The following is a 19470-nucleotide window of genomic DNA, read 5'->3' as shown; positions in this document are numbered from 1 at the left end:
CTCAACCATCAGCCAATTGCAGACAGGGCTGCTGCACCACTCCATTCATCAACGAACTAATTGTTTACCTTTCCGGAAAGTAAAATGGAGAATTGGGCAGGGAAGGCTTTTTAACTTACCATTTAAAGGGAAATAGCCCTAAAAGTCAATGTTTTTTGTAAAGCAATCATAATAAGCCGGTTACGCTACCGGTATTGAAATTGCAAGATATCTTCATCTTTCATTGATACAGTATTATCGACGTTTCATGTAATATTTATCGCTCCTTCTTTGATTTTTTTACTAAATTAGTGAGTGAAATGAGAATAATTCGAAATATTTCACCATTCAACCAGTATTCATTTAGCATGTAGTAATCCGGTATAATCTATGGATAACAGAAGAAAATTTATGGGAAAAGCAGTACTGGCCGGTGTGGGCCTGAGCCTTGCTCCACAAGCAATAAGTTTTGCCGGTTCCCGGCCCAAAGCAGGAAAGCGGGTAGGCATTATCGGTCTGGATACCTCCCACAGTCTGGCCTTCACCAAAGCGTTTAATGCTTCGGATGCAGCAGCAGATTTGGGCGGTTACAAGGTAGTAGCTGCCTATCCCCATGGCAGCAGGGACATCGCTTCCTCTGTTGACCGAATTCCCGGTTACACAGAAGAGATTCAGCCCCTGGGAGTAGAAATTGTTGATTCCATCGCAGCCCTTTTGGACAAGGTGGATGTGGTACTTCTGGAGACTAATGATGGAAGGCTTCACCTGGAGCAGGCCCTGGAGGTATTCAAATCCGGAAAAACTGTTTTTATAGACAAGCCGATTTCGGCCTCGCTGGTAGATGCCATTGCCATTTTTGAGGCAGCAAAAAAATACAATGTACCCGTATTTTCGAGCAGCTCTCTCCGGTACATGGAGAATGCCGTCGCTGTTCGGAATGGCGAGATTGGAAAGGTACTGGGAGCAGAGGCATTTAGTCCGGCAAAATTAGAACCAACTCATCCCGATTTGTTTTGGTACGGGATACATGGTGTGGAAACGTTGTATACGCTAATGGGAACTGGCTGCGAGATAGTGCAGCGTACTTTTACGCCAGGAGCAGATGTAGTCGTGGGCACCTGGGAAGGTGGAAGAATTGGCACCTTTAGAGGCATCCGTTCCGGTAAAAGTGGTTATGGCGGAAGGGCCTTTGGGGAAGAAGGCATTATGGATATGGGTTCTTATGGAGGCTACCGGCCCCTTTTGGTGGAGATTGCCAAATTTTTTGACTCCGGTAAAGCTCCGGTATCGGAGGCAGAAACCATCGAAATCTTTGCCTTTATGCAGGCAGCAGATGAAAGTAAAAAAATAAATGGACAGGCCGTCTCCCTGCAGGCCGTTTTGGATAAGGCAAGACGGGAGGCCGCTGAGATTGAAATATAACAATAAGAAGTAAGATGAAATCAAGCATGACGCAAGCGACCCACGGAGGGATGATTATCATTCATGCGAAGATTCCATGTGGCAACTTAAAGACAATTATAAACACATGAAAAACGATAGAAGAACTTTTGTAAAGAAAGCCCTTGCAGGGGCTACCCTGGCATCCGTAGGAGGCATGCTACCCGGCATGTCTGCCAAAAGCTATGGCAGAATCCTTGGAGCCAATGACCGCATTCTGGCAGCAAGTATGGGCGTGGTGAGCAGAGGACATGCCGTCGGTACCAACTTTGCCAGTCAGGAACAATGTGAGGTGATCTATAGCTGCGACGTAGATCGTCGTGCCGCCGAAAAATTTGCCGGTTCGGTAAATGAGATTCAGGGCAGGGCCCCCAAAATTGAAAAGGATGTCCGCAAGGTATTGGAAGACAAGGAGGTGGATGTATTGATCGTGACGGCTCCGGACCATTGGCATGCCCCGGCCGCGCTGATGGCCCTGAAAGCAGGCAAACATGTGTACCTGGAAAAACCATGCAGTCACAATCCCCATGAGGGAGAGCTCCTGATGGAAGCCCAGAAGAAATACAATAAAGTAGTACAGGTGGGCAACCAGCGCCGCTCCTGGCCAAATGTGATGAAAGGCATTGAGGAACTGCACAATGGGGTGATCGGCAGGCCCTATATGGCCAAAACCTGGTATGCCAATAACAGAGGGCCCATAGGGGAAGGAAAGCAGGTGCCCGTGCCTGAATGGCTGGACTATGAGCTTTGGCAGGGACCGGCCCCAAGGGAGGCCTACCGGGACAATATCCTGCATTACAACTGGCACTGGTTCTGGAACTGGGGCACCGGTGAAGCCCTGAACAATGGCACCCATATGGTGGACCTGGCCCGCTGGGGACTGCAGGTCGATTACCCGACTCGTGTCAATTCCTCCGGTGGCAGGTATCGCTACAATGACGACTGGGAGACGCCGGATACGCAAATCATCAACATGGAATTTGACAACAATTCCGTCATCACCTGGGAAGGCAGGAGCTGTAACGGCAAGCATATTGAAGGCGGTAGCGTAGGCACCTTATTTTACGGAGAAGAGGGTAGCCTGCTGATAGAAGGAGGCAATTCCTACAAGATATTCAACCTGAAAAATGAATTGGTGAAGGACGTGAAAAACGATCAGGAAATTGATCCCACCAACCGTACGAATCCTGCCCAGGCCCTCGATGCCATGCACATCCAAAACTTTTTTGATGGCATTTCTAATGGCACAGAAGTCCGTTCAGAGATCGTCGGTGCCCACAAGAGTACCCTGTTGGTGCAATTGGGCAATATTTCCCAACGGGTAGGAAGGACCCTTGATGTAGATCCGAAAACCGGGAAAATACAATACGATCCCACTGCCATGGAACTTTGGAAACGGGAGTATGCTCCCGGCTGGGAACCAAGTGTATAAATTTTCATCTATTTCAAAAAGGCCAAACAGCCCTGGTTTGGCCTTTTCCTTTTTATCACCTTAATCATCTGTTATGGAGTTGAGTACCGTTGACCTGATTGTGATTGGTCTGTTTTTTTTACTGATGCTGCTGATCGGCGTCTGGTCTTATTTCAGAAATACCGATTCCGAGGACTACTTTGTGGCTGGCGGTAAGCTGCCCTGGTGGCTCTCCGGCATCAGTCACCATGTATCGGGTTACAGCGGGGCTGTTTTTGTCGCATACGCCGGCCTGGCTTATACGCATGGTTTTTCGGTCTACATCTGGTGGGCGCTCACCATTGGTCTGACGGTGATGGTTTCGGCAAAAGTGTTTCCGGTGTTCTGGGTAAGGCTGAGGAAGCGATTTAGAATTCAATCGCCCCTGGAATTTCTGGAAACCCGGTACAACCTGGCTACCCAGCAATTGATGGCCTGGAGTGGGGTCATTTTGAAATTGTTTGACATTGGCGCCAAATGGGCTGCTATTGCCATACTATTGAATGTATTTACAGGGATTTCCCTAACATGGGGGATTTTGATTTCCGGGGGAATTTCCCTGCTTTACATCACTTTTGGAGGCTTGTGGGCCGTGATCATCACCGATTTTGCCCAATTTATCGTGCAGATCATTGCCGGACTGGTGATGTTTGTGGTGGTCGTGCAGAAGCTGGGCGGTTTGGAATCCGTTTTCACGGTTTGGGATCAGTTGCCTGAAGGCAATTCACAGGCTTTCAACGATCCCTACACCCTAGGTTTTGCCCTGGCCTTTTTGTTTATCAATTTCCTTTCCTACAATGGGGGGCAATGGAACCTGGCTACGCGCTATATTTCCGCTCCTACTGAGCGGCAGGCATCAAAAGCCGCCTGGCTGTCCGGAGCTTTGTACCTGGTTTGGCCATTGATTTTGTTTTTTCCCATGTGGGCCGCACCGGTGCTCCTGCCTGATATGGAAGACCCAACCCAGTCTTATGGCATCCTGACCATGGAGCTGTTGCCTGTAGGCCTGATAGGTTTGGTGATCGCCTCTTTGTTTGCCAATACCATGTCCATGACTTCCTCCGATATCAATACCATTTCGGCCGTGATTTCCCGGGATATTTTACCTGCTGTCAACAAGAAATTCCGGAAGGAAGCTACTTCCCTTACCACTGCAAGGTTTACTACTTTCCTGTTTACCCTGGGAACCATTGTTATTGCCCTGCAGTTCGAGCGTTTTGGCGGGGTATTGGGACTGATCATCAGTTGGTTTGGTGCCCTGGTAGGGCCTATTGCCATACCCATGCTCTTTGGATTGATCCCCTGGTTCAAGTCCTGCGGGCCAAGGGCAGCCATTGGATCCATTTTGGTGGGGTTGCTGGCTTTTGTAATCACCAAAAATGTGGAACTGAACAGCCTGGCCCTGGAAGTAAGCCTGCCGGTACTGTCATCGGCATTCACCTATATATTGGTAGGCTTTCTGGAAAGGGATACCGTACCCGATAAAGTCAAACAAATGCTGTCGGATATAGCGCAGGAGTAGGTTTAGGCGTCCAAACCGTCCTTAACAAGGTGCACCACAGATTTCTCAGATGAACACAGATAAAAAAATCATTTATTAAGCGAGGTATGCTACGTTATCCAGGGGCTGTAATTGCATACCACACCCAGAGAGGCTTTGGGGATTACAATTCCCCTTTATCTGAGCCACGGAATTACAAATTCCGAGGAGCGGAGTTAAAAAATGTCAAAACTATTTTTTAATTAGTTGATTAAGGTATTTTTAGGCAAAATTACCTCTATTTTTACGGTATGATTGATTTTTCCAGGGAATTAAAGGTGTTGCCTTGCTTAGTGCTTTTTCAAGCTTTTATTTTCAGTGGATCATCGCAGGGGATCAGAGGTTTGGTCACTTCTGAAGAAGGGGAACCCCTGGCTTATGCTACTGTTTTTGCACGGAACCTGAATGATGGCATCCCCACCAATCAAGAAGGGCGGTTTGAATGGAAACTACCCCCTGGAAACTATGATATCATCGTTCAACACCTCGGCTACCAGTCTTCATTACAAACAGTGGAAGTTAAGGACAGTTGGGTAGAGCTGGATGTACGTCTGGAAATGCAAACGTTTGCTTTGCAGGAAGTAGAGGTACAGGGGGATCAGGAAGATCCGGCACTTACCGTCATGCGCAAAGCCATAGCAAAAGCAAAATTTCACCGACTGCAGGTTCAGGAATACAGCATGATGGTGTACATCAAAGGCACCGGAGAACTGACCAATGCCCCCTTTTTTTTAAAAAAGAAACTGAAAGAGGAGGGTGTTGGACTCAATGAAGCCTATACTTCGGAATCGGTTTCTAAAATTCACTTTAAGCAGCCAGATGAAATTACGGAGACGGTCATCAGTATACGGTCCACTGGTGAAGACAACCAAACTTCACCTGCTCCCTATATCGGGGCCAGTTTCTACGATGAGCAGATCAATGGTCTGGTTTCTCCCCTGTCCAGGTCAGCCTTTGTTTATTACCGGTTCCGATTAGCAGGAAATTTTTTTGATAACGGGGTTTTGGTAAATAAAATCCGAGTTATTCCCCGGTCAAAAGGAGAAAAGGTATTTGATGGGTATATCTATATCGTTGAGGATTTATGGGCCATTCATAGCCTGAATTTGAAAACCTCCCTTATGGGTTTTGATATTGGGGTAACACAGCAATATGCTCCGGTAGAAGAAAATATTTGGATGCCCCTGACCCATACCTACACGTTCGGGGGAACGTTTTTTGGTTTTGCCGGGGAGTACCAGTACCTGGCATCAACCAGGGACTACCAAATCACACTGAATCCTGATCTTCTGGTGGATACCAAGATTCTGGATGAAAAGGTAGAGGAGATTCCCGATCACCTTCCGGAACTTACAAAAAACGCAGATCCCATCGAACAGTTGGCAGCCGCTGATCAGATGAGTAGAAAGGATTTCAGAAAAATGGTCAATGCCTATGAAAAGGAATCGCTAAAGGAAAGAGAGCAGGCGGAAGTTATATCCGAAAGGAACTATACCGTAGATTCCATGGCCAGAAAAAGAGATCTTGTCTATTGGGTTAGCATCCGGCCGGTCCAACTGACTGCCAAAGAGATACAGGGCTATCGCAGGGATGATAGTTTGGCTGTGGTAGCGGCTGCCCGGGAAAGTGATGTAGACTCAATCGCCCAGAAAGCTAAAAGAAAATTCCAGCCATTTGATTTTCTAACGGGTGGAGATTACAGTTTTGGGAACGGCAGGTCTGCAGGTTTTCATTCCAATTGGACCAACATGTCATTCAATACAGTAGAAGGGTTTAAAATCGGATTTTCGGGATACTATCGGGTCGAAAAAAACACAAAAATGGCAGATAGTGTAACCAACCACCTGCGGTCCTGGAATTTCAGACCAGCATTCAGGTATGGTTTTGCCAGTAGAAAGCCGTACGGAATGCTGCACCTAAGGCGCTCGGTGACTAAAGGACGGCCGGGCTATTCATGGGGTATAGAAGGAGGGAAATACATTTACCAATTCAATGGGGAGATCCCTATCAATGAGCAGGTTAATGCCCTTTATTCCTTATTTTTCAGGCAAAATTACATGAAACTGTATGAGAAAACCTTTACCAGATTATACCTGGCGCACAGAATTACGGATGCCTTCACCTACAGGGTGAATTTCCGATTCGAGGATCGGGTGCATCTGAAGAACAATTCCGATTATAGTTTTTACAATAAGCCGGAACGAATGTATGGTTCCAATCGACCATTCAACCCGGAAGCAGTGAATGAGGCCTTTACAAATAATGAAGCCGTATTGGTAAGCGGCTCCATTGAGTGGAGACCTGGATTGAAATACAGGATAAGAAACGGAAGAAAATTCCCGTTAATGGAGACTGCGCCCTTGGTGAAATTTAACTATAACAAAAATTTCTCCGGAGCTGGTAAATTCGATCACCTGGAAGTAGGGGTGGAGCATGCACTTAATTTTGGCGTAAGTGGCAAATTGGATGTAAACGTGCAAACGGGTACTTTCCTGAACAGCTCCCAGGTCTATTTTATGGATTTCAAACATTTTGGAGGTAACCGGACTATCTTTAGTAATATGGGGGCGGCCAGCAATTTCCGATTTTTGGATTATTACCAATATAGCACAGCAGGTCCTTATTTCAGTAGCATCCTGCATTATCAATTCAGGAAATTTCTTTTTACCCAATTGCCGGTGCTCAGGTTTTCAGGCATCCGGGAAAATCTATTTTTTAATTATTTAAAAACCGAAAACGCTCCCCACTATTGGGAGCTGGGTTATTCATTGGACAACCTGTATCGGATTTTCAGGGTAGAGATTGGCGCAGGCTTTGAAAACGGCAATTACAAAAGAGGGGGGATTCGCTTTGGTATCGCTACTTTCATTCAGGTGAATGTAGGGGAATGAGGTTTGTTTGCGAGTAAATATCCACCTGGGAAAAATATTCAAAATAGGAGCTGCCAGGGTAAGTCTAAATCATTCCATTAACCTTCGTATTATTTTATTGCCCCGGGTTCTAAGAAGTCGGGTAAAAACGGTAAGAAGCCAACAGGTGTGATGCTGGTATTTTCTGATCGTATACCGATGACGGGTTTGGTCGTCACTGCGAGGGTGCAGACGGGAATAAAAAGGAATCGAAAATAGCCATGCACCCGCGGCAGTCTGAAGGGGTATGTAGGCGAGCTTTCGATACTATGCCCAATTCCCGATGGATTAATGTTGCCGCTCCGAATCAGATCGCTTTTTAGGCTGAGTCTGCCGAAGCCCGCTGTGCGATGACGGTAGGTTTACCGATGACGTATTATATAATATGTTGAATTCTTAATAGATATAAATAAATACCGTCATCCCGATTTCTTCGTTTTTTTAAAATCTTAGGTTCCGTAATAACAATATTCAATCCCAAAAATGGACAAATGACAGGAAATGGCTACTCGCTTTATATGATTATAAATTTTCTCATCGATAATCGAAGTTCTCCAGGGCAGCATTTTAAATCAGGCCTTTCCGGCCTTCAAAGGTTATTGTTAATTTGGGAACTTGATTGATGCTGTTTTATGAAAAGTAGGTTTATGATCCCGATGATGTTATTTTCAATAATCATTTTGATGGCATACGGGTTGTTATATGCTTTTCAGGAGAAGTTGCTATTCTTCCCTGAAAAACTGAAAAGCAATTTCCTCTTTCAATTTGACCAGAAATTTGAAGAAATGAACATCCGGATGAGCGATGGCATTACCTTAAATGGATTGCTATTCAAAACCGATCATCCCAAAGGCCTTATTTTTTACCTGCATGGAAATGCCGGATCATTAAGAACCTGGGCTGGGGTAGCTGAGGTTTTTACCGATTTGGGCTATGACGTTTTTATCCTGGATTACAGAGGCTATGGAAAAAGTGAAGGGGTGATTCAAGATGAGGAACAATTGTATGGGGACGTTCAAAGGGCCTACGATGTGTTGAAAAACAGGTATCCCGAGCAGCAGATCATCGTTTTGGGGTATTCTATGGGCACAGGTCCGGCTTCAAAACTGGCATCCGTCAATCAACCCAAACTGTTGATTTTGCAGGCTCCCTATTACAGCTTAAGCGATCTGGTGAAGCATTATTTCCCGATTTTTCCTTCCTTTTTGCACAAATACCCTTTTGAAAATTTCCGGCATATCCAAAAATGCAACATGCCGGTAGTGATTTTTCATGGTGATCAGGATGAAGTCATTTATCCGGGGTCTTCCATTAAATTAAAAGCACATTTTAAAGAGCAGGACAGCCTGATCATGCTTAGCAGTCAGCAGCACAATGGAATGACGTTTAACCTTGAATATCAGTTGAAAATAAAGGAAATATTGAATCGATGACCCGCAAACGAACACCTTATTGGTTATAATTTGCCCACAAATATTATCAACCACTAGGTTTGGAAGGCTTTGTAATCAATAAAACCTTGGGTTATTTACCAGCATCTCCTAGTTTTGATAAAATGCATAGGAACGAAAGAAGCGCGGGGGCCGGCACAAAACCGGGGGTGCGGTAGGGATGCGGGGCGAAGGATTTTTGTGCCTTGATCTTTTGGTACTTTTGGATCTAAGCCAAAAGTACGGAAGGATTCTGCGGTTTGATTCAGGTATTGACGGTTGTCCTGCAATACGTTTTAACCGGTGAGCAACGATTCGAGAATAGAGTAGTTTCACTGGTATCCAGTTGGAAAGCTAACCTGGCGATAAAGAGCAAGATCCGGAAACAGTTGGCCGTGAATATTTGGTGTCCGCCAGTAAATAGCCTACTTTTTCAACCCAGTGTTGGGAGAAGTATACCCTTTCATTTTGTTATTTCGGGAGATATAAACAGATAAACCCTACCAAATAGCCATTTTTAATGAGATACTGTGTTCGTTTTAAACATTGATTTTATTTACGGTAGTTCTTTGGTTTCCGGCATTACAAATGCCTTGTTTGCGTAGCTCATCCGATACCTGGGATGTTGTTGCAAACTCACCCAGAGAGGGTTTTGGGGATTACAAATCCCCCATATCTGAACCACGGAATTACAAATTCCGAGGAGCGGAAATTGGAATTTTTCCAATCCACCCAATATTTCTAATAAATTAGTTTTATTTTAACTAAAAATGAATTAGGTTTAAAATCTAACTTTAAAATTGTTACCTGGTCAATGGAATACTTCGAAAATAAATATATATTCCCTATACTTTTTGGTATGCTTTTGATGGCAATGGGAAATTCCTGTTCCACCGATAATTCCCTGGATCCCGAAGCCCGGACATATACTGAGACAATGACCCTAATTCCCTCAGATACCCTGAGAATCCCCATTGGTTACAGGTCAAATGTGTACAGCAAATACGTTAAAAAGGTGGAGATAAATGGAGGTGCATATTTGGGAGTTGTGAACGAAAATACCAATGAACTGGAATTTTATGCACTTTCTGAGAAGGATAATGATTTTAAAGTGCAATTTAAAGTGGAAGGTCCTAACGGAGTAGGACAAATCAGAGGATTTGAATTCATGTCAGATTCCACTTTACTTATTGGGAGTACTTACAGGATTCGGTTATATGTAACAGATTTGGAGGGGAATCTTCTGGAAACCTTACGAACTGATATAGTAGAACGAAAAGGTAATCCCTCAATCCAACTGTACTATACCCAACAGCCCTTGATGTTTGACAATGCCAGGGCTGATGCTTTTGTATATGCCAGAGGTTCTTCGGATTATAGTGAGCCAGGCAAGTGGTCAGGCACAATGTTTTTAAAGATTCCAGATAACAATGATGAGTCTGCAGAACATGTGTTTGAGCTTCCTTCCCATCTATACGAATACGTGCATGGTGCTTATTTCAGTCACAGTTCACACGTGATGGTAAATGATCGTTACATTGTTTTTGGAATTGCCTTTTACAACAACTTATTGATTTATGATTTGGACGATAATGTCCTTTCGGAGAAAGAAGCCGGAAGTAAGTATTTTGGAGATGCATTATCATGGGATAACCCAACCATGGATGGCCACGAGGAGTTTTATGTCACTTCCAATTCATACAGAGAGTTAGCCTATGACGAGGAAAACCAACTCCTTTATCGGCTGGCATATCAAGGAGTAGATTATATCGGGCCGGATGGACAACGGCGCAACTGGGACAATAAACCCCCATCTGTAATTATTATCAATAGCGACTTTGAGAAGGTAGGAGAGGTAGACCTCCCAGTCAATACCATCTATACCCGCATGTACTTTACCCATGACGGTAAGCTGTACCTTTCCCTAAACCATCCCGATAACAATCCCTCAGAAGACCAGATGGTGTTTGTAGGGTTTAAACCGGAGGAGTTATGAAAATAATGATTTTATATACGGTTGATCTTTGGTATCCGGCATTATAAATGCCTCGTTTACGAAACCAATCAGATACCTGGGATGTAGTTGCAAACTACACCCATAAATAAATAAGATGAATAAAGGCCATTTAAAGATAATGTCCGGTTTTGTCTATAAATGTCCGAAACTGTCTTTTTTTGACCTATTTTTTACGGAATAATAGCTATACTTTTAAATATCATAAATTTTATAACATTTTAAACAGGTATTATTATGAAAAATGTAGTAAAAACAAGCAAATGGCTGCGATGGACTGCCGCCGGAGCGTTCGGGCTGATGCTTACGTTGAATGTAATGGTTGGTTTGGATTTTGAGAAGGGAAATGTATTGCCCTCCCTTACCTTATCAAATTTGAGCAACACCGCCAATGCCCAAAGTGAAACCGGGCATGCTTACAATGATTTTGATGGATATGATTGCTGTAAGGGCGCAGGTAATTGTTATATATCAGATCCTAAGATTTGTTAAATATTTATAGTGTATTTGTACCATCTCCCGTGAACATGTTAATCCATGTTCACGGGATTAAGATTTATTTTAATGATCAGAAGAAATTTATTTTATTTGACTTGGTTTTTTTTTCTAATTTCTTGCAAAGACCACCGTAACCTAGACCAAAATGCTCGGGAATTTAGCCCAAAATTGACATTGATTGCTAATGATACACTAACTTTCTCTGTTGGATCACAGTTTAATGTCCACACTAGATACGTAAGAAAATGTCTAATTAAAAATAAGCCTTATTTAGGGGCGGTCAATGAGATTAGTAATGACTTGGAATTTTTCGCACTTTCAGAAGAAGGAGAAAACTTTAAGGTTAATTTTCAATTGGATGGTCCAAATGGAGTTGGCAAGCTAAAAGCTTTTGAAATAATTTCAGATAGCACACTACTTATAGCCAGTACCTATAGAATTAGGCTTTATGTAACTGATTTTGACGGGAATCTATTAAGGACTATCAAAACAAATGAAATTGAGAGGAAAGGAAAACCATTTGTTCAGACTTATTACACCCATCAGCCACTTATACATGATAAAAGGTCAGATAGTTTTTATGTTTATACTGGTGTTGATACTGATTTTCGAGGTCCAGGAATTTGGTCGGGAACGATGTTTCTGAAAATGCCAAATGAAATTGATAGTCCACCGAAGCATGTATTTGAACTTTCTTCCTATTTTAACGATTTTGTTTATGGTGCATTTTTTAGTCACAATTCACATGTGTTAATGGAAAATCGTTACCTAGTCATGAGTATTCCATTTTACAACAATATTTTAATTTATAATTTGGAAAGAGAGGAGGTCAAAGAAATGGAAGCCGGAAGCAAGCACTTTGGCGATGCTCTACCTTGGGATAGCCCAAGTTTTGGAAGAGATGAGGAATTTTACGTTAGTTCAAATTCTTATCGTGAGGTCGCCTATGATGATGATAACAAATTGCTTTACCGCATGGCGTATCGAGCTGTTGAATATGTTGGCCCCGATGGAGATCGGCGTAACTGGGACAACAAATTACCTTCGGTAATAATTATAAATAAAGACTTTGAGAAAGTGGGTGAGATTGATTTGCCAGAAAATACTGTTTATACCCGTACATATTTTACACACAACGGCAAGCTTTACCTCTCCCTTAACCATCCAGATAACAACCCCTCAGAAGACCAGATGGTGTTTGTAGGGTTTAAACCGGAGGAGTTATGAAAACTCAAAGAAATTTTGTTTTATACGCTATATGTTTTTTTGTTATCGTTTCATCCTGTCAAAAAAAGGATGGCGATAGCGAAATATTTTCCAAATTGGAATCATTACTTCCGGATAGGGATTTAGGCGAGGTTGGTGCAGTGATAATTGTTCCTTTGGAAAATGCCTGTTCTTCTTGCTCCATATCAGCCTTACAGCAGCTTTCTCGAATAGAAAAAAGACATAAATCCAGAGTTCAGTTAGTCCTTACGGCAAAGTCCTTTAAACTAATTGATCAAGTCGCAACTGATTTAGACCTGTCAGGCTTTTTTCTCCATAGGGATGGGAATTATTCGTTTTGGAAACATCAAATGGTAAACTCCGGTCATTAATTTCCACAAAGTGAGAGATTTGCTGAAAACCAGATGTAATGCCAATTCGGCACCCTTTAATTCGCCGTGGTTAAGACTTCATAGCTCATCAAGGAACTCCTGGGCGGATTATAGGAAAGCATTTTCAGAGCCCTTTTTTCATCCCGTTCAAAAACTTCCTTTAAGGTAGCAAAGTTTTATTTTTTCCCGGAACCGACCTGCTGCTCCCCAGCTAATGTTATGGTGTCGTGTCTCTCATACTTTTGAAATAAATTCAGACCATGAAACTATTTGGGTTTGGTTTAATTTATATCTAAAATAACCCTTTTATTTTTCATAACGGGCTTTGCGAACTGCCTCAACCTCTAATGTGATTTCTTCCAGACTGGGAACTTTATCTGCTTTACTTCGGAATTTTTTAAGTAATTCAAAAAAATCTGTAGTTGGTTTTTCTTTCCTGATCCTTATCAACTCTAGATTTGCCAAATCTTTTAAAAGAGCTTTAGCCTTGGGGTTCAATATGTCGATTCTTATAGTTTCCATTTTCTTTGACTTTCTTAAATATACGAATTTTTTGATTTGTGTTCACCTTGGACAAGCGCCATAACTTCCAGATAATACCGTGACCAGTAATCCGTACAAGTCCAAATCCTACTTTCAAACCTAAAACTGTGCCGCTACCCGCTTGAAATAATCTATACTTTCCTTGACTTCCGGCAGGTTGTTTTCCCAGTTGTGCTCGTATTCGGCAGAAAAGACGCCTTCAAACCCTTGCCGGTTCAATTCGTGCAGGACCCCGGCCACATTGCAGTTGCCCGTGCCCCAGGGGATATCGTGCGCATCCCGGACGCCGGCTTTGTTCAGGTCTTTCATGTGCAGGCTGATGATACGGCCCTCCAGTTTGCGCAGGCTTGCTACCGGGTCCAGGCCGGAGCGTACCCAGTGGCCAATATCCGCACAAACCCCCATCAGTTCCGATCGACCTTCCAGAAAGCGTAAGGGTACTTCCGGATGCCAGTACATGGAGGGCAGGGGATGGTTGTGCAGGGCGATCTTGATTTGATGTTCCACTGCCAGCTTCTCAATCAGATCGAATTGATTGGGTCGAGGCTCTGTGGTCAGTATGCCAATGCCCATTTCTTTGGCAAAGGCGAACAAGTCCGGCCATTCCTCATCACTGGGACTGGCTACCCCATAGGCCACGGCTTCGATATCGTATTGTTGCAATAAGGATTTGATTTTATCTTTATCTGCCTGCGATGCCGCAAAATGGGTGGTGGCATCACCTGTTTTTGTAATTTTTTGGCCGGGATACAGCTCCACATAGCGTACACCGATGCTGTTCAGCATTTCCAGCGTTTCTTCCAGGGAAAAGAGGCGAAAGGTATAGGCCTGACTTCCCAGTTTCCATCCGGAGGGAATTTCATTCTGCGCCTGGGCAAAAAAGGTAAAGATGGCAGTCAATGCCAGTAGGAGGGAGCGGAGGATTAAGGTTTTCATAGTATCCAGGTTTTTGGGAAATAACTTTTTGTTAAAACTACTTATTTTTATCGAATTCTAAAATTTGAATTGAATCGGGTTATGTACCTTGCAAAAAAGTCGTATCGCCCATAAAATCTTATCTTATGCTTGTTGAAGGCCCTTATTCCGGGAATAGATCCCTAAATTCCAAAACCCTTACCGCCGACCTTATTGTGGTAGGCGGCGGGATGGCCGGTATTTGTGCCGCCATCACGGCTGCGAGGCAGGGCTTGGAAGTCATCCTGGTACAGGACCGCCCGGTGCTGGGTGGAAACGCCTCCTCTGAAATCCGGCTTTGGATACTGGGAGCCACTTCCAGCATGGGAAATAACAACCGCTGGGCCAGGGAGGGGGGTATCATCGATGAGATTCTTCTGGAAAACCAATACCGGAATCCAGAAGGAAATGCCCTGATCCTGGATACCATCCTGCTGGAAAAAGTAACCCAGGAAACCAACATTACCCTTTTGCTGAATACGGCAGTTCACAGGTGTGAAAAATCAGGAGCCAACCGGATTGCTGCTGCGTTGGCTTTTTGCAGCCAAAACAGTACGGAGTACCGGTTGGAGGCACCCTTGTTCGTGGATGCTTCGGGAGATGGCATCCTCGGATTTTTGTCCGGTGCGGCCTTTCGCATTGGAGCGGAATCCAGGGAGGAATTTGACGAAGCTTTTGCGCCGGAAAAGGCCTATGGGGAGCTGTTGGGCCATTCCCTGTATTTCCACAGCAAGGACACGGGTAAGCCGGTACAATTTATTCCTCCTGCCTTTGCAAACACCGACCTGTCCAGCCTTCCCCGCTTTCATACCTTTAACCTGCACGACAGGGGTTGCCGCTTGTGGTGGGTGGAATACGGCGGTCGATTGGACACCATACACGCTACCGAAACCATCAAATGGGAGCTTTGGAAGATCATCTATGGGATCTGGGACCATATCAAAAATTCCGGCGAATACCCTGAGATGGAAACGCATACGCTGGAATGGGTGGGCATGATCCCCGGTAAGCGCGAGAGCCGGCGCTTTGAGGGGGATTACATGCTTTCCCAGCGGGATGTAGTGGAGCAGCGTACCCATCCGGATCGCGTTTCCTACGGGGGCTGGGCCCTGGACCTGCATCCGGCAGATGGCATCTACGGAGAGCTACCCGGCTGTACCCAATGGCATGCCAAAGGGGTGTACGGCATTCCCTTTCGCTGTTTGTACAGCAAAAACATTGAAAACCTGTTTCTGGCAGGCAGGATCATCAGTGCCAGCCATGTGGCCTTTGGTTCCTCCCGGGTGATGGCCACCTGTGCCCACAATGCCCAGGCCGTCGGAATGGCTGCCGCCCTCTGCAAAGAACGGCAGCTTTTGCCCCGGGATCTTATGGAAAAAGAGTTGATGGATAATTTGCAGCAGCGCCTGATGGACATGGGCCAATACCTGCCTGGCATGCATTTGCGGGATACCGATAACCTGGCCAAAAGGGCCTCCTTATCGGTTTCTTCTACTTTTAGTTTGCAGAAGTTACCGGCAGATGCCGGATGGAAAGACCTGGATAGTAGCATGGCCCAAATGCTTCCATTGGAAAAGGGCAGGATTCCGGTTTTTACCTTTGTAGTGAAGGCAAAAAAAGAAAGCAGGCTGGTGCTCCGCTTATTGTGCAGTAGCCTGCCGGGTAACTTTACCCCGGACAGACAATTGGCGGAAAAGGAGTTTGCAGTTTCCAAAGGGGTACAGGAACTGGCAGTGGATTTTGGTTTACTTTTAGATGAGAGAGCCTACTATTTTTTAGCCTTTGAAGCAAATCCCACTATTCAGGTAGCCATCAGCCAACTAAGGCTAACCGGCTTGCTGACGGTATTCAACCGGGTCAATCTGGACGTAGCCAAAGGCAGCCGGCAGGAACCGCCGGAAGGCCTGGGAGTGGATGCCTTTGACTTTTGGTTGCCCGAAAGGCGGCCGGGTGGGCATAACCTGGCCCTGCGATGCACACCGGCAGTAAACCTGTATCGCCCGGATTACCTGCTGAATGGGCTTTTCAGACCAACCACCCAAACCAATGCCTGGGTAGCAGACCCAAAGGACCCCGAGCCGATCCTTACTTTTTCCTGGCCGACACAGCAGAAAATCAGAAAAATCCTGCTTTGGTTTGATACCGACTTTGATCATCCCCTGGAGTCAACGCTGAGGGGCCATGATGAAAGGGTGATGCCTTTTTGTGTGCGGGAATTTCAGCTCTTTGATGAAATAGGGACGCTTCTTTACCAGGAAGCAGGCAATCACCAAAGCAGGTATGAAATTGTGTTTGATTCGGCAGTAAGGATAAAAAAGCTGGTCCTTCAACTCAAGCATCCGGGTAGGAACATACCTGCGGGATTGCTAGGAGTAGGGGTTTATTCCTGAAGGAAGTATGAACTGAGTTCAATCATTAAATTGAATGGATTATATGTGCTATTTTTTTTCGAAACAAATAAGCATTTCCATGAAGCTAAGCATCTAAGAATCAACCTGAATCTGATCTTCTGCGACTCCCCGTTTAAAAATTGTGCCAGGTGGATTTTAGCTTGCGCCAGCGTTAATGAGCTGGACGGGCAGTTTTTGAGGGAACAGGAATAGGAAAAGCCGGGACTCGTATCTTTTTCTTCTCAAGCCCGATAAAATGCCGTCCGGATTTTGTATAACCCTATAGTTTTTACGTTCATCCATTTTGGCTAAAGCCGGGAGTTGATTTTTGTTCGCTAGGAATGGGCTATTTCCTATTGAGGAGTAATCATTTGGAACCTGGAGTTTTATTTTCAATTGCCCACCGCTTTAGCTGTGTGGGCATGTTGGATTTTTACGGCAAATTGGCTTTAGCCAAACCATTTATCCATAAACCTATCGAATCCACATTTTGCATTTTTATGTATTTTGGCTAAAGCCGGGGTTTACGGGTTTCAATTTCATGGAATGGGCTATTTCCTATTGAGGATTAATGATTTGGAACCTGGAGTTTTATTATCAATTGCCCACTGCTTTAGCTGTGGGCATGTTGGGTTTTTAAGGCAAATTGGCTTTAGCCAAATCATTTATCCATAAACCTATCGAATCCACATTTTGGTATTTCATGTATTTTGGCTAAAGCCGGGAGTTGATTTTTGTTCGCTAGGAATGGGCTATTTCCTATTGAGGATTAATGATTTGGAACCTGGAGTTTTATTTTCAATTGCCCACCGCTTTAGCTGTGTGGGCATGTTGGATTTTTACGGCAAATTGGCTTTAGCCAAACCATTTATCCATATCCATTCAAATCCATATTTCGCTATACTATTCATTTTGGCTAAAGCCTGGGTACAAGAAATTCAAATTCATAGAATGGGCTAATGCCACATTCCTATTGAGGAGTAATCATCTGGAACCTGGAGTTTTGTTATCAATTGCCCACTGCTTTAGCTGTGGGCATGTTGGGTTTTTAAGGCAAATTGGCTTTAGCCAAACCTTTTATTCATAACCATTCAAATCCATATTTCGCTATTCTATTCATTTTGGCTAAAGCCTGGGTAGAAGGAATTCAAATTCATAGAATGGGCTATTTCCTATTGACTAAGGTTAGGTCTACGATCTACGGGATGCTATATTCTGGAAAGGGCTGATCTCTGTCGGAGAGGGCAGTAATGATTTTTCGATCATTTTTTGCAATTAGGATTTCTTTTCCTCAATTGCCTGATAGCTGTAGGCCATAAAGGTATTGCAGCCCCATTGGCTTTAGCCAAAAAACTTTATCCGTCAATTTACGATTAATACAACACCAGAAATGGCTTCAATTCAGCATCAAATAATCATTTCAGGAATTCCCTCCGCCGCGGAGAGCAACGGGGATTTTAACGGGACCACCAACCAAAAATGCAATAAATACGCTAAGGGTTTACTCAAGAAATAAAAAATCAGGTACTTTCACGGACGATCAATCTGGACTGGATGACTTCGTGCCGCGCTTCGTGAACCTCCCCTGAGAGAGCGATCTCTTCCAGCAATACTCTTGCCGCCATTTCGCCCATTTCAAAAGAAGGTTGTGCCATGGTGGTGATGGGGGGACTGATAAAGCGGCTCGTTTCATCATTGCCGAAACCGGCGATAGACAGCTGCTCGGGAACCCTGATCCCCAACTGGTGGGCCGTATGCATGGCACCAATAGCGAGTATATCGGCAAAGCAAATGATCCCATCCGGTCGCTCAGGATGGTTCCACAATTGCTTCATAGCTGCTCCGGCCAGATCAAAGGTGAAATCTTCCAGATTGATAACCAAATGCGGCTGTTCCGCTATCCCGGCAGCTTGCAAGGCATTCCGAAAACCTTCCTGCCTGTCCTGGCAGACACCCAGTGCAAGCGGGCCTCCGATGTAGGCAATATTTCTTCTGCCTTTTCCAATGAGGTGATTCGTCAATACAAAAGCCCCGTTTTGATCGTCTGTTTTGATTTTTGAGGTTCCCAGATCGGCGCATGCCCTTTCATACAGTACCACCGGCACCCCACGGTCCAGCACGTGCTGGACATGATCAAAGGTCCAGGTCTCTTTCGAAAAAGCGATGATGATGCCATCTACCTTACTGTTGGCCAGGGTTTCTACGATTTCCACTTCTTTTTGATAAGATTCGCCCGATTGGAAAATCATCACCTTATAGTCTTCCTTATAAGCGAGATTCTCGATTCCGGCGATGGAATTGGACCAGAAGTACCGGTTGATAGTGGGGACTACCACTCCAATAATCTTGGTTTTTTTACTACTCAGGCTACTGGCCAGCAAGTTGGGATGGTAGTCCAATAGTCTGGCCATCTCCAAAACCGCTTCTTTGGTTTCTTTTTTGATCTCGGTGGATCCACGCAGGGCTCTGGACACGGTGGCAATAGATACCTGTAACTTCTCCGCAATATCTTTAATGGTGGCTGGTTTTTTCATAGGAATAGATTTTTTAGCCGGTCTGACGTCAGGGGTGTTGGCGCCGAAGATAGGTGAATTCCATCGTGTTGGTGATGAAAGGCCGGAATTTGCAAATTACTAAAAAAAGCCCTGATTATTTGAATTTTTGTTAAATGTAAACGTTTTCGATAACGTTTACAGTATAAAAAATTTTTAAATGTTAATTAAAA

The 19470-nt window shown here is 44.4% G+C and carries 13 protein-coding genes; 10 read left to right on the top strand and 3 right to left on the bottom strand.

Annotated features, from left to right (window positions below):
- The first annotated feature begins 369 nt into the window (after nt 1-369).
- The 9 genes from BUB19_RS21085 (at nt 370) to BUB19_RS21040 (ending at nt 12858) form a co-directional block, all read left to right on the top strand.
- Complete coding sequence (locus tag BUB19_RS21085) at nt 370-1401, top strand: Gfo/Idh/MocA family protein (protein WP_073097524.1); 1032 nt, start codon at nt 370-372, stop codon at nt 1399-1401.
- 106 nt (nt 1402-1507) lie between these two features.
- Nucleotides 1508-2851, top strand: a complete 1344-nt coding sequence (locus BUB19_RS21080) for a Gfo/Idh/MocA family protein (protein ID WP_084097523.1) — start codon at nt 1508-1510, stop codon at nt 2849-2851.
- A gap of 73 nt (nt 2852-2924) precedes the next feature.
- The gene (locus BUB19_RS21075) at nt 2925-4391 is read left to right on the top strand and encodes a sodium:solute symporter family protein (RefSeq protein ID WP_073097520.1); all 1467 of its coding nucleotides are present in this window, start codon (nt 2925-2927) and stop codon (nt 4389-4391) included.
- A 269-nt stretch (nt 4392-4660) separates the two neighbouring features.
- Complete coding sequence (locus BUB19_RS21070; RefSeq protein ID WP_073097519.1) at nt 4661-7300, top strand: DUF5686 and carboxypeptidase regulatory-like domain-containing protein; 2640 nt, start codon at nt 4661-4663, stop codon at nt 7298-7300.
- Between the two features lie 701 nt (nt 7301-8001).
- Nucleotides 8002-8751: an alpha/beta hydrolase gene (locus tag BUB19_RS21065; protein ID WP_218588584.1), complete on the top strand. Its 750-nt coding sequence runs from the start codon at nt 8002-8004 to the stop codon at nt 8749-8751.
- Between the two features lie 811 nt (nt 8752-9562).
- Entirely contained in the window at nt 9563-10744 is a 1182-nt protein-coding gene (locus tag BUB19_RS21055; protein WP_073097515.1) for a DUF4221 family protein, read from the top strand.
- 255 nt (nt 10745-10999) lie between these two features.
- Complete coding sequence (locus tag BUB19_RS21050) at nt 11000-11254, top strand: hypothetical protein (RefSeq protein ID WP_073097513.1); 255 nt, start codon at nt 11000-11002, stop codon at nt 11252-11254.
- Between the two features lie 72 nt (nt 11255-11326).
- Nucleotides 11327-12487, top strand: a complete 1161-nt coding sequence (locus BUB19_RS21045) for a DUF4221 family protein (RefSeq protein WP_073097573.1) — start codon at nt 11327-11329, stop codon at nt 12485-12487.
- Nucleotides 12484-12858, top strand: coding sequence for a hypothetical protein (locus BUB19_RS21040; RefSeq protein WP_073097511.1), 375 nt, complete (start codon nt 12484-12486; stop codon nt 12856-12858). Before BUB19_RS21045 ends, BUB19_RS21040 begins: the two co-directional genes overlap by 4 nt.
- Nucleotides 12859-13164: 306 nt before the next feature.
- Here the strand turns inward: BUB19_RS21040 and BUB19_RS21035 are convergent, their stop codons facing one another.
- Nucleotides 13165-13380: a hypothetical protein gene (locus BUB19_RS21035; RefSeq protein ID WP_073097509.1), complete on the bottom strand. Its 216-nt coding sequence runs from the start codon at nt 13378-13380 to the stop codon at nt 13165-13167.
- A 120-nt stretch (nt 13381-13500) separates the two neighbouring features.
- Nucleotides 13501-14337 (bottom strand): sugar phosphate isomerase/epimerase family protein, encoded by an 837-nt coding sequence (locus tag BUB19_RS21030; protein ID WP_073097508.1) that lies wholly within the window; start codon nt 14335-14337, stop codon nt 13501-13503.
- Between the two features lie 125 nt (nt 14338-14462).
- On the opposite strand from BUB19_RS21030, the gene BUB19_RS21025 reads away from it, so the two are divergent.
- Nucleotides 14463-16745 carry an FAD-dependent oxidoreductase gene (locus BUB19_RS21025; RefSeq protein WP_073097506.1) on the top strand — a complete coding sequence of 761 codons (2283 nt, stop codon included), beginning with the start codon at nt 14463-14465 and terminating at the stop codon, nt 16743-16745.
- A gap of 1520 nt (nt 16746-18265) precedes the next feature.
- Here BUB19_RS21025 and BUB19_RS21015 read toward each other — a convergent pair.
- Complete coding sequence (locus BUB19_RS21015; RefSeq protein ID WP_073097501.1) at nt 18266-19279, bottom strand: LacI family DNA-binding transcriptional regulator; 1014 nt, start codon at nt 19277-19279, stop codon at nt 18266-18268.
- Nucleotides 19280-19470: the final 191 nt, after the last annotated feature.

Source organism: Cyclobacterium lianum, assembly GCF_900143075.1.
Classification (GTDB): domain Bacteria; phylum Bacteroidota; class Bacteroidia; order Cytophagales; family Cyclobacteriaceae; genus Cyclobacterium; species Cyclobacterium lianum.
This window is presented reverse-complemented; position numbering and strand designations above follow the sequence as displayed.

Coding starts and splice junctions, on each gene's coding strand:
- BUB19_RS21085 (WP_073097524.1), top strand. CDS start 370: ATGGATAACAGAAGAAAATTTATGGGAAAAGCAGTACTGGCCGGTGTG.
- BUB19_RS21080 (WP_084097523.1), top strand. CDS start 1,508: ATGAAAAACGATAGAAGAACTTTTGTAAAGAAAGCCCTTGCAGGGGCT.
- BUB19_RS21075 (WP_073097520.1), top strand. CDS start 2,925: ATGGAGTTGAGTACCGTTGACCTGATTGTGATTGGTCTGTTTTTTTTA.
- BUB19_RS21070 (WP_073097519.1), top strand. CDS start 4,661: ATGATTGATTTTTCCAGGGAATTAAAGGTGTTGCCTTGCTTAGTGCTT.
- BUB19_RS21065 (WP_218588584.1), top strand. CDS start 8,002: ATGGCATACGGGTTGTTATATGCTTTTCAGGAGAAGTTGCTATTCTTC.
- BUB19_RS21055 (WP_073097515.1), top strand. CDS start 9,563: ATGGAATACTTCGAAAATAAATATATATTCCCTATACTTTTTGGTATG.
- BUB19_RS21050 (WP_073097513.1), top strand. CDS start 11,000: ATGAAAAATGTAGTAAAAACAAGCAAATGGCTGCGATGGACTGCCGCC.
- BUB19_RS21045 (WP_073097573.1), top strand. CDS start 11,327: ATGATCAGAAGAAATTTATTTTATTTGACTTGGTTTTTTTTTCTAATT.
- BUB19_RS21040 (WP_073097511.1), top strand. CDS start 12,484: ATGAAAACTCAAAGAAATTTTGTTTTATACGCTATATGTTTTTTTGTT.
- BUB19_RS21035 (WP_073097509.1), bottom strand. CDS start 13,380: ATGGAAACTATAAGAATCGACATATTGAACCCCAAGGCTAAAGCTCTT.
- BUB19_RS21030 (WP_073097508.1), bottom strand. CDS start 14,337: ATGAAAACCTTAATCCTCCGCTCCCTCCTACTGGCATTGACTGCCATC.
- BUB19_RS21025 (WP_073097506.1), top strand. CDS start 14,463: ATGCTTGTTGAAGGCCCTTATTCCGGGAATAGATCCCTAAATTCCAAA.
- BUB19_RS21015 (WP_073097501.1), bottom strand. CDS start 19,279: ATGAAAAAACCAGCCACCATTAAAGATATTGCGGAGAAGTTACAGGTA.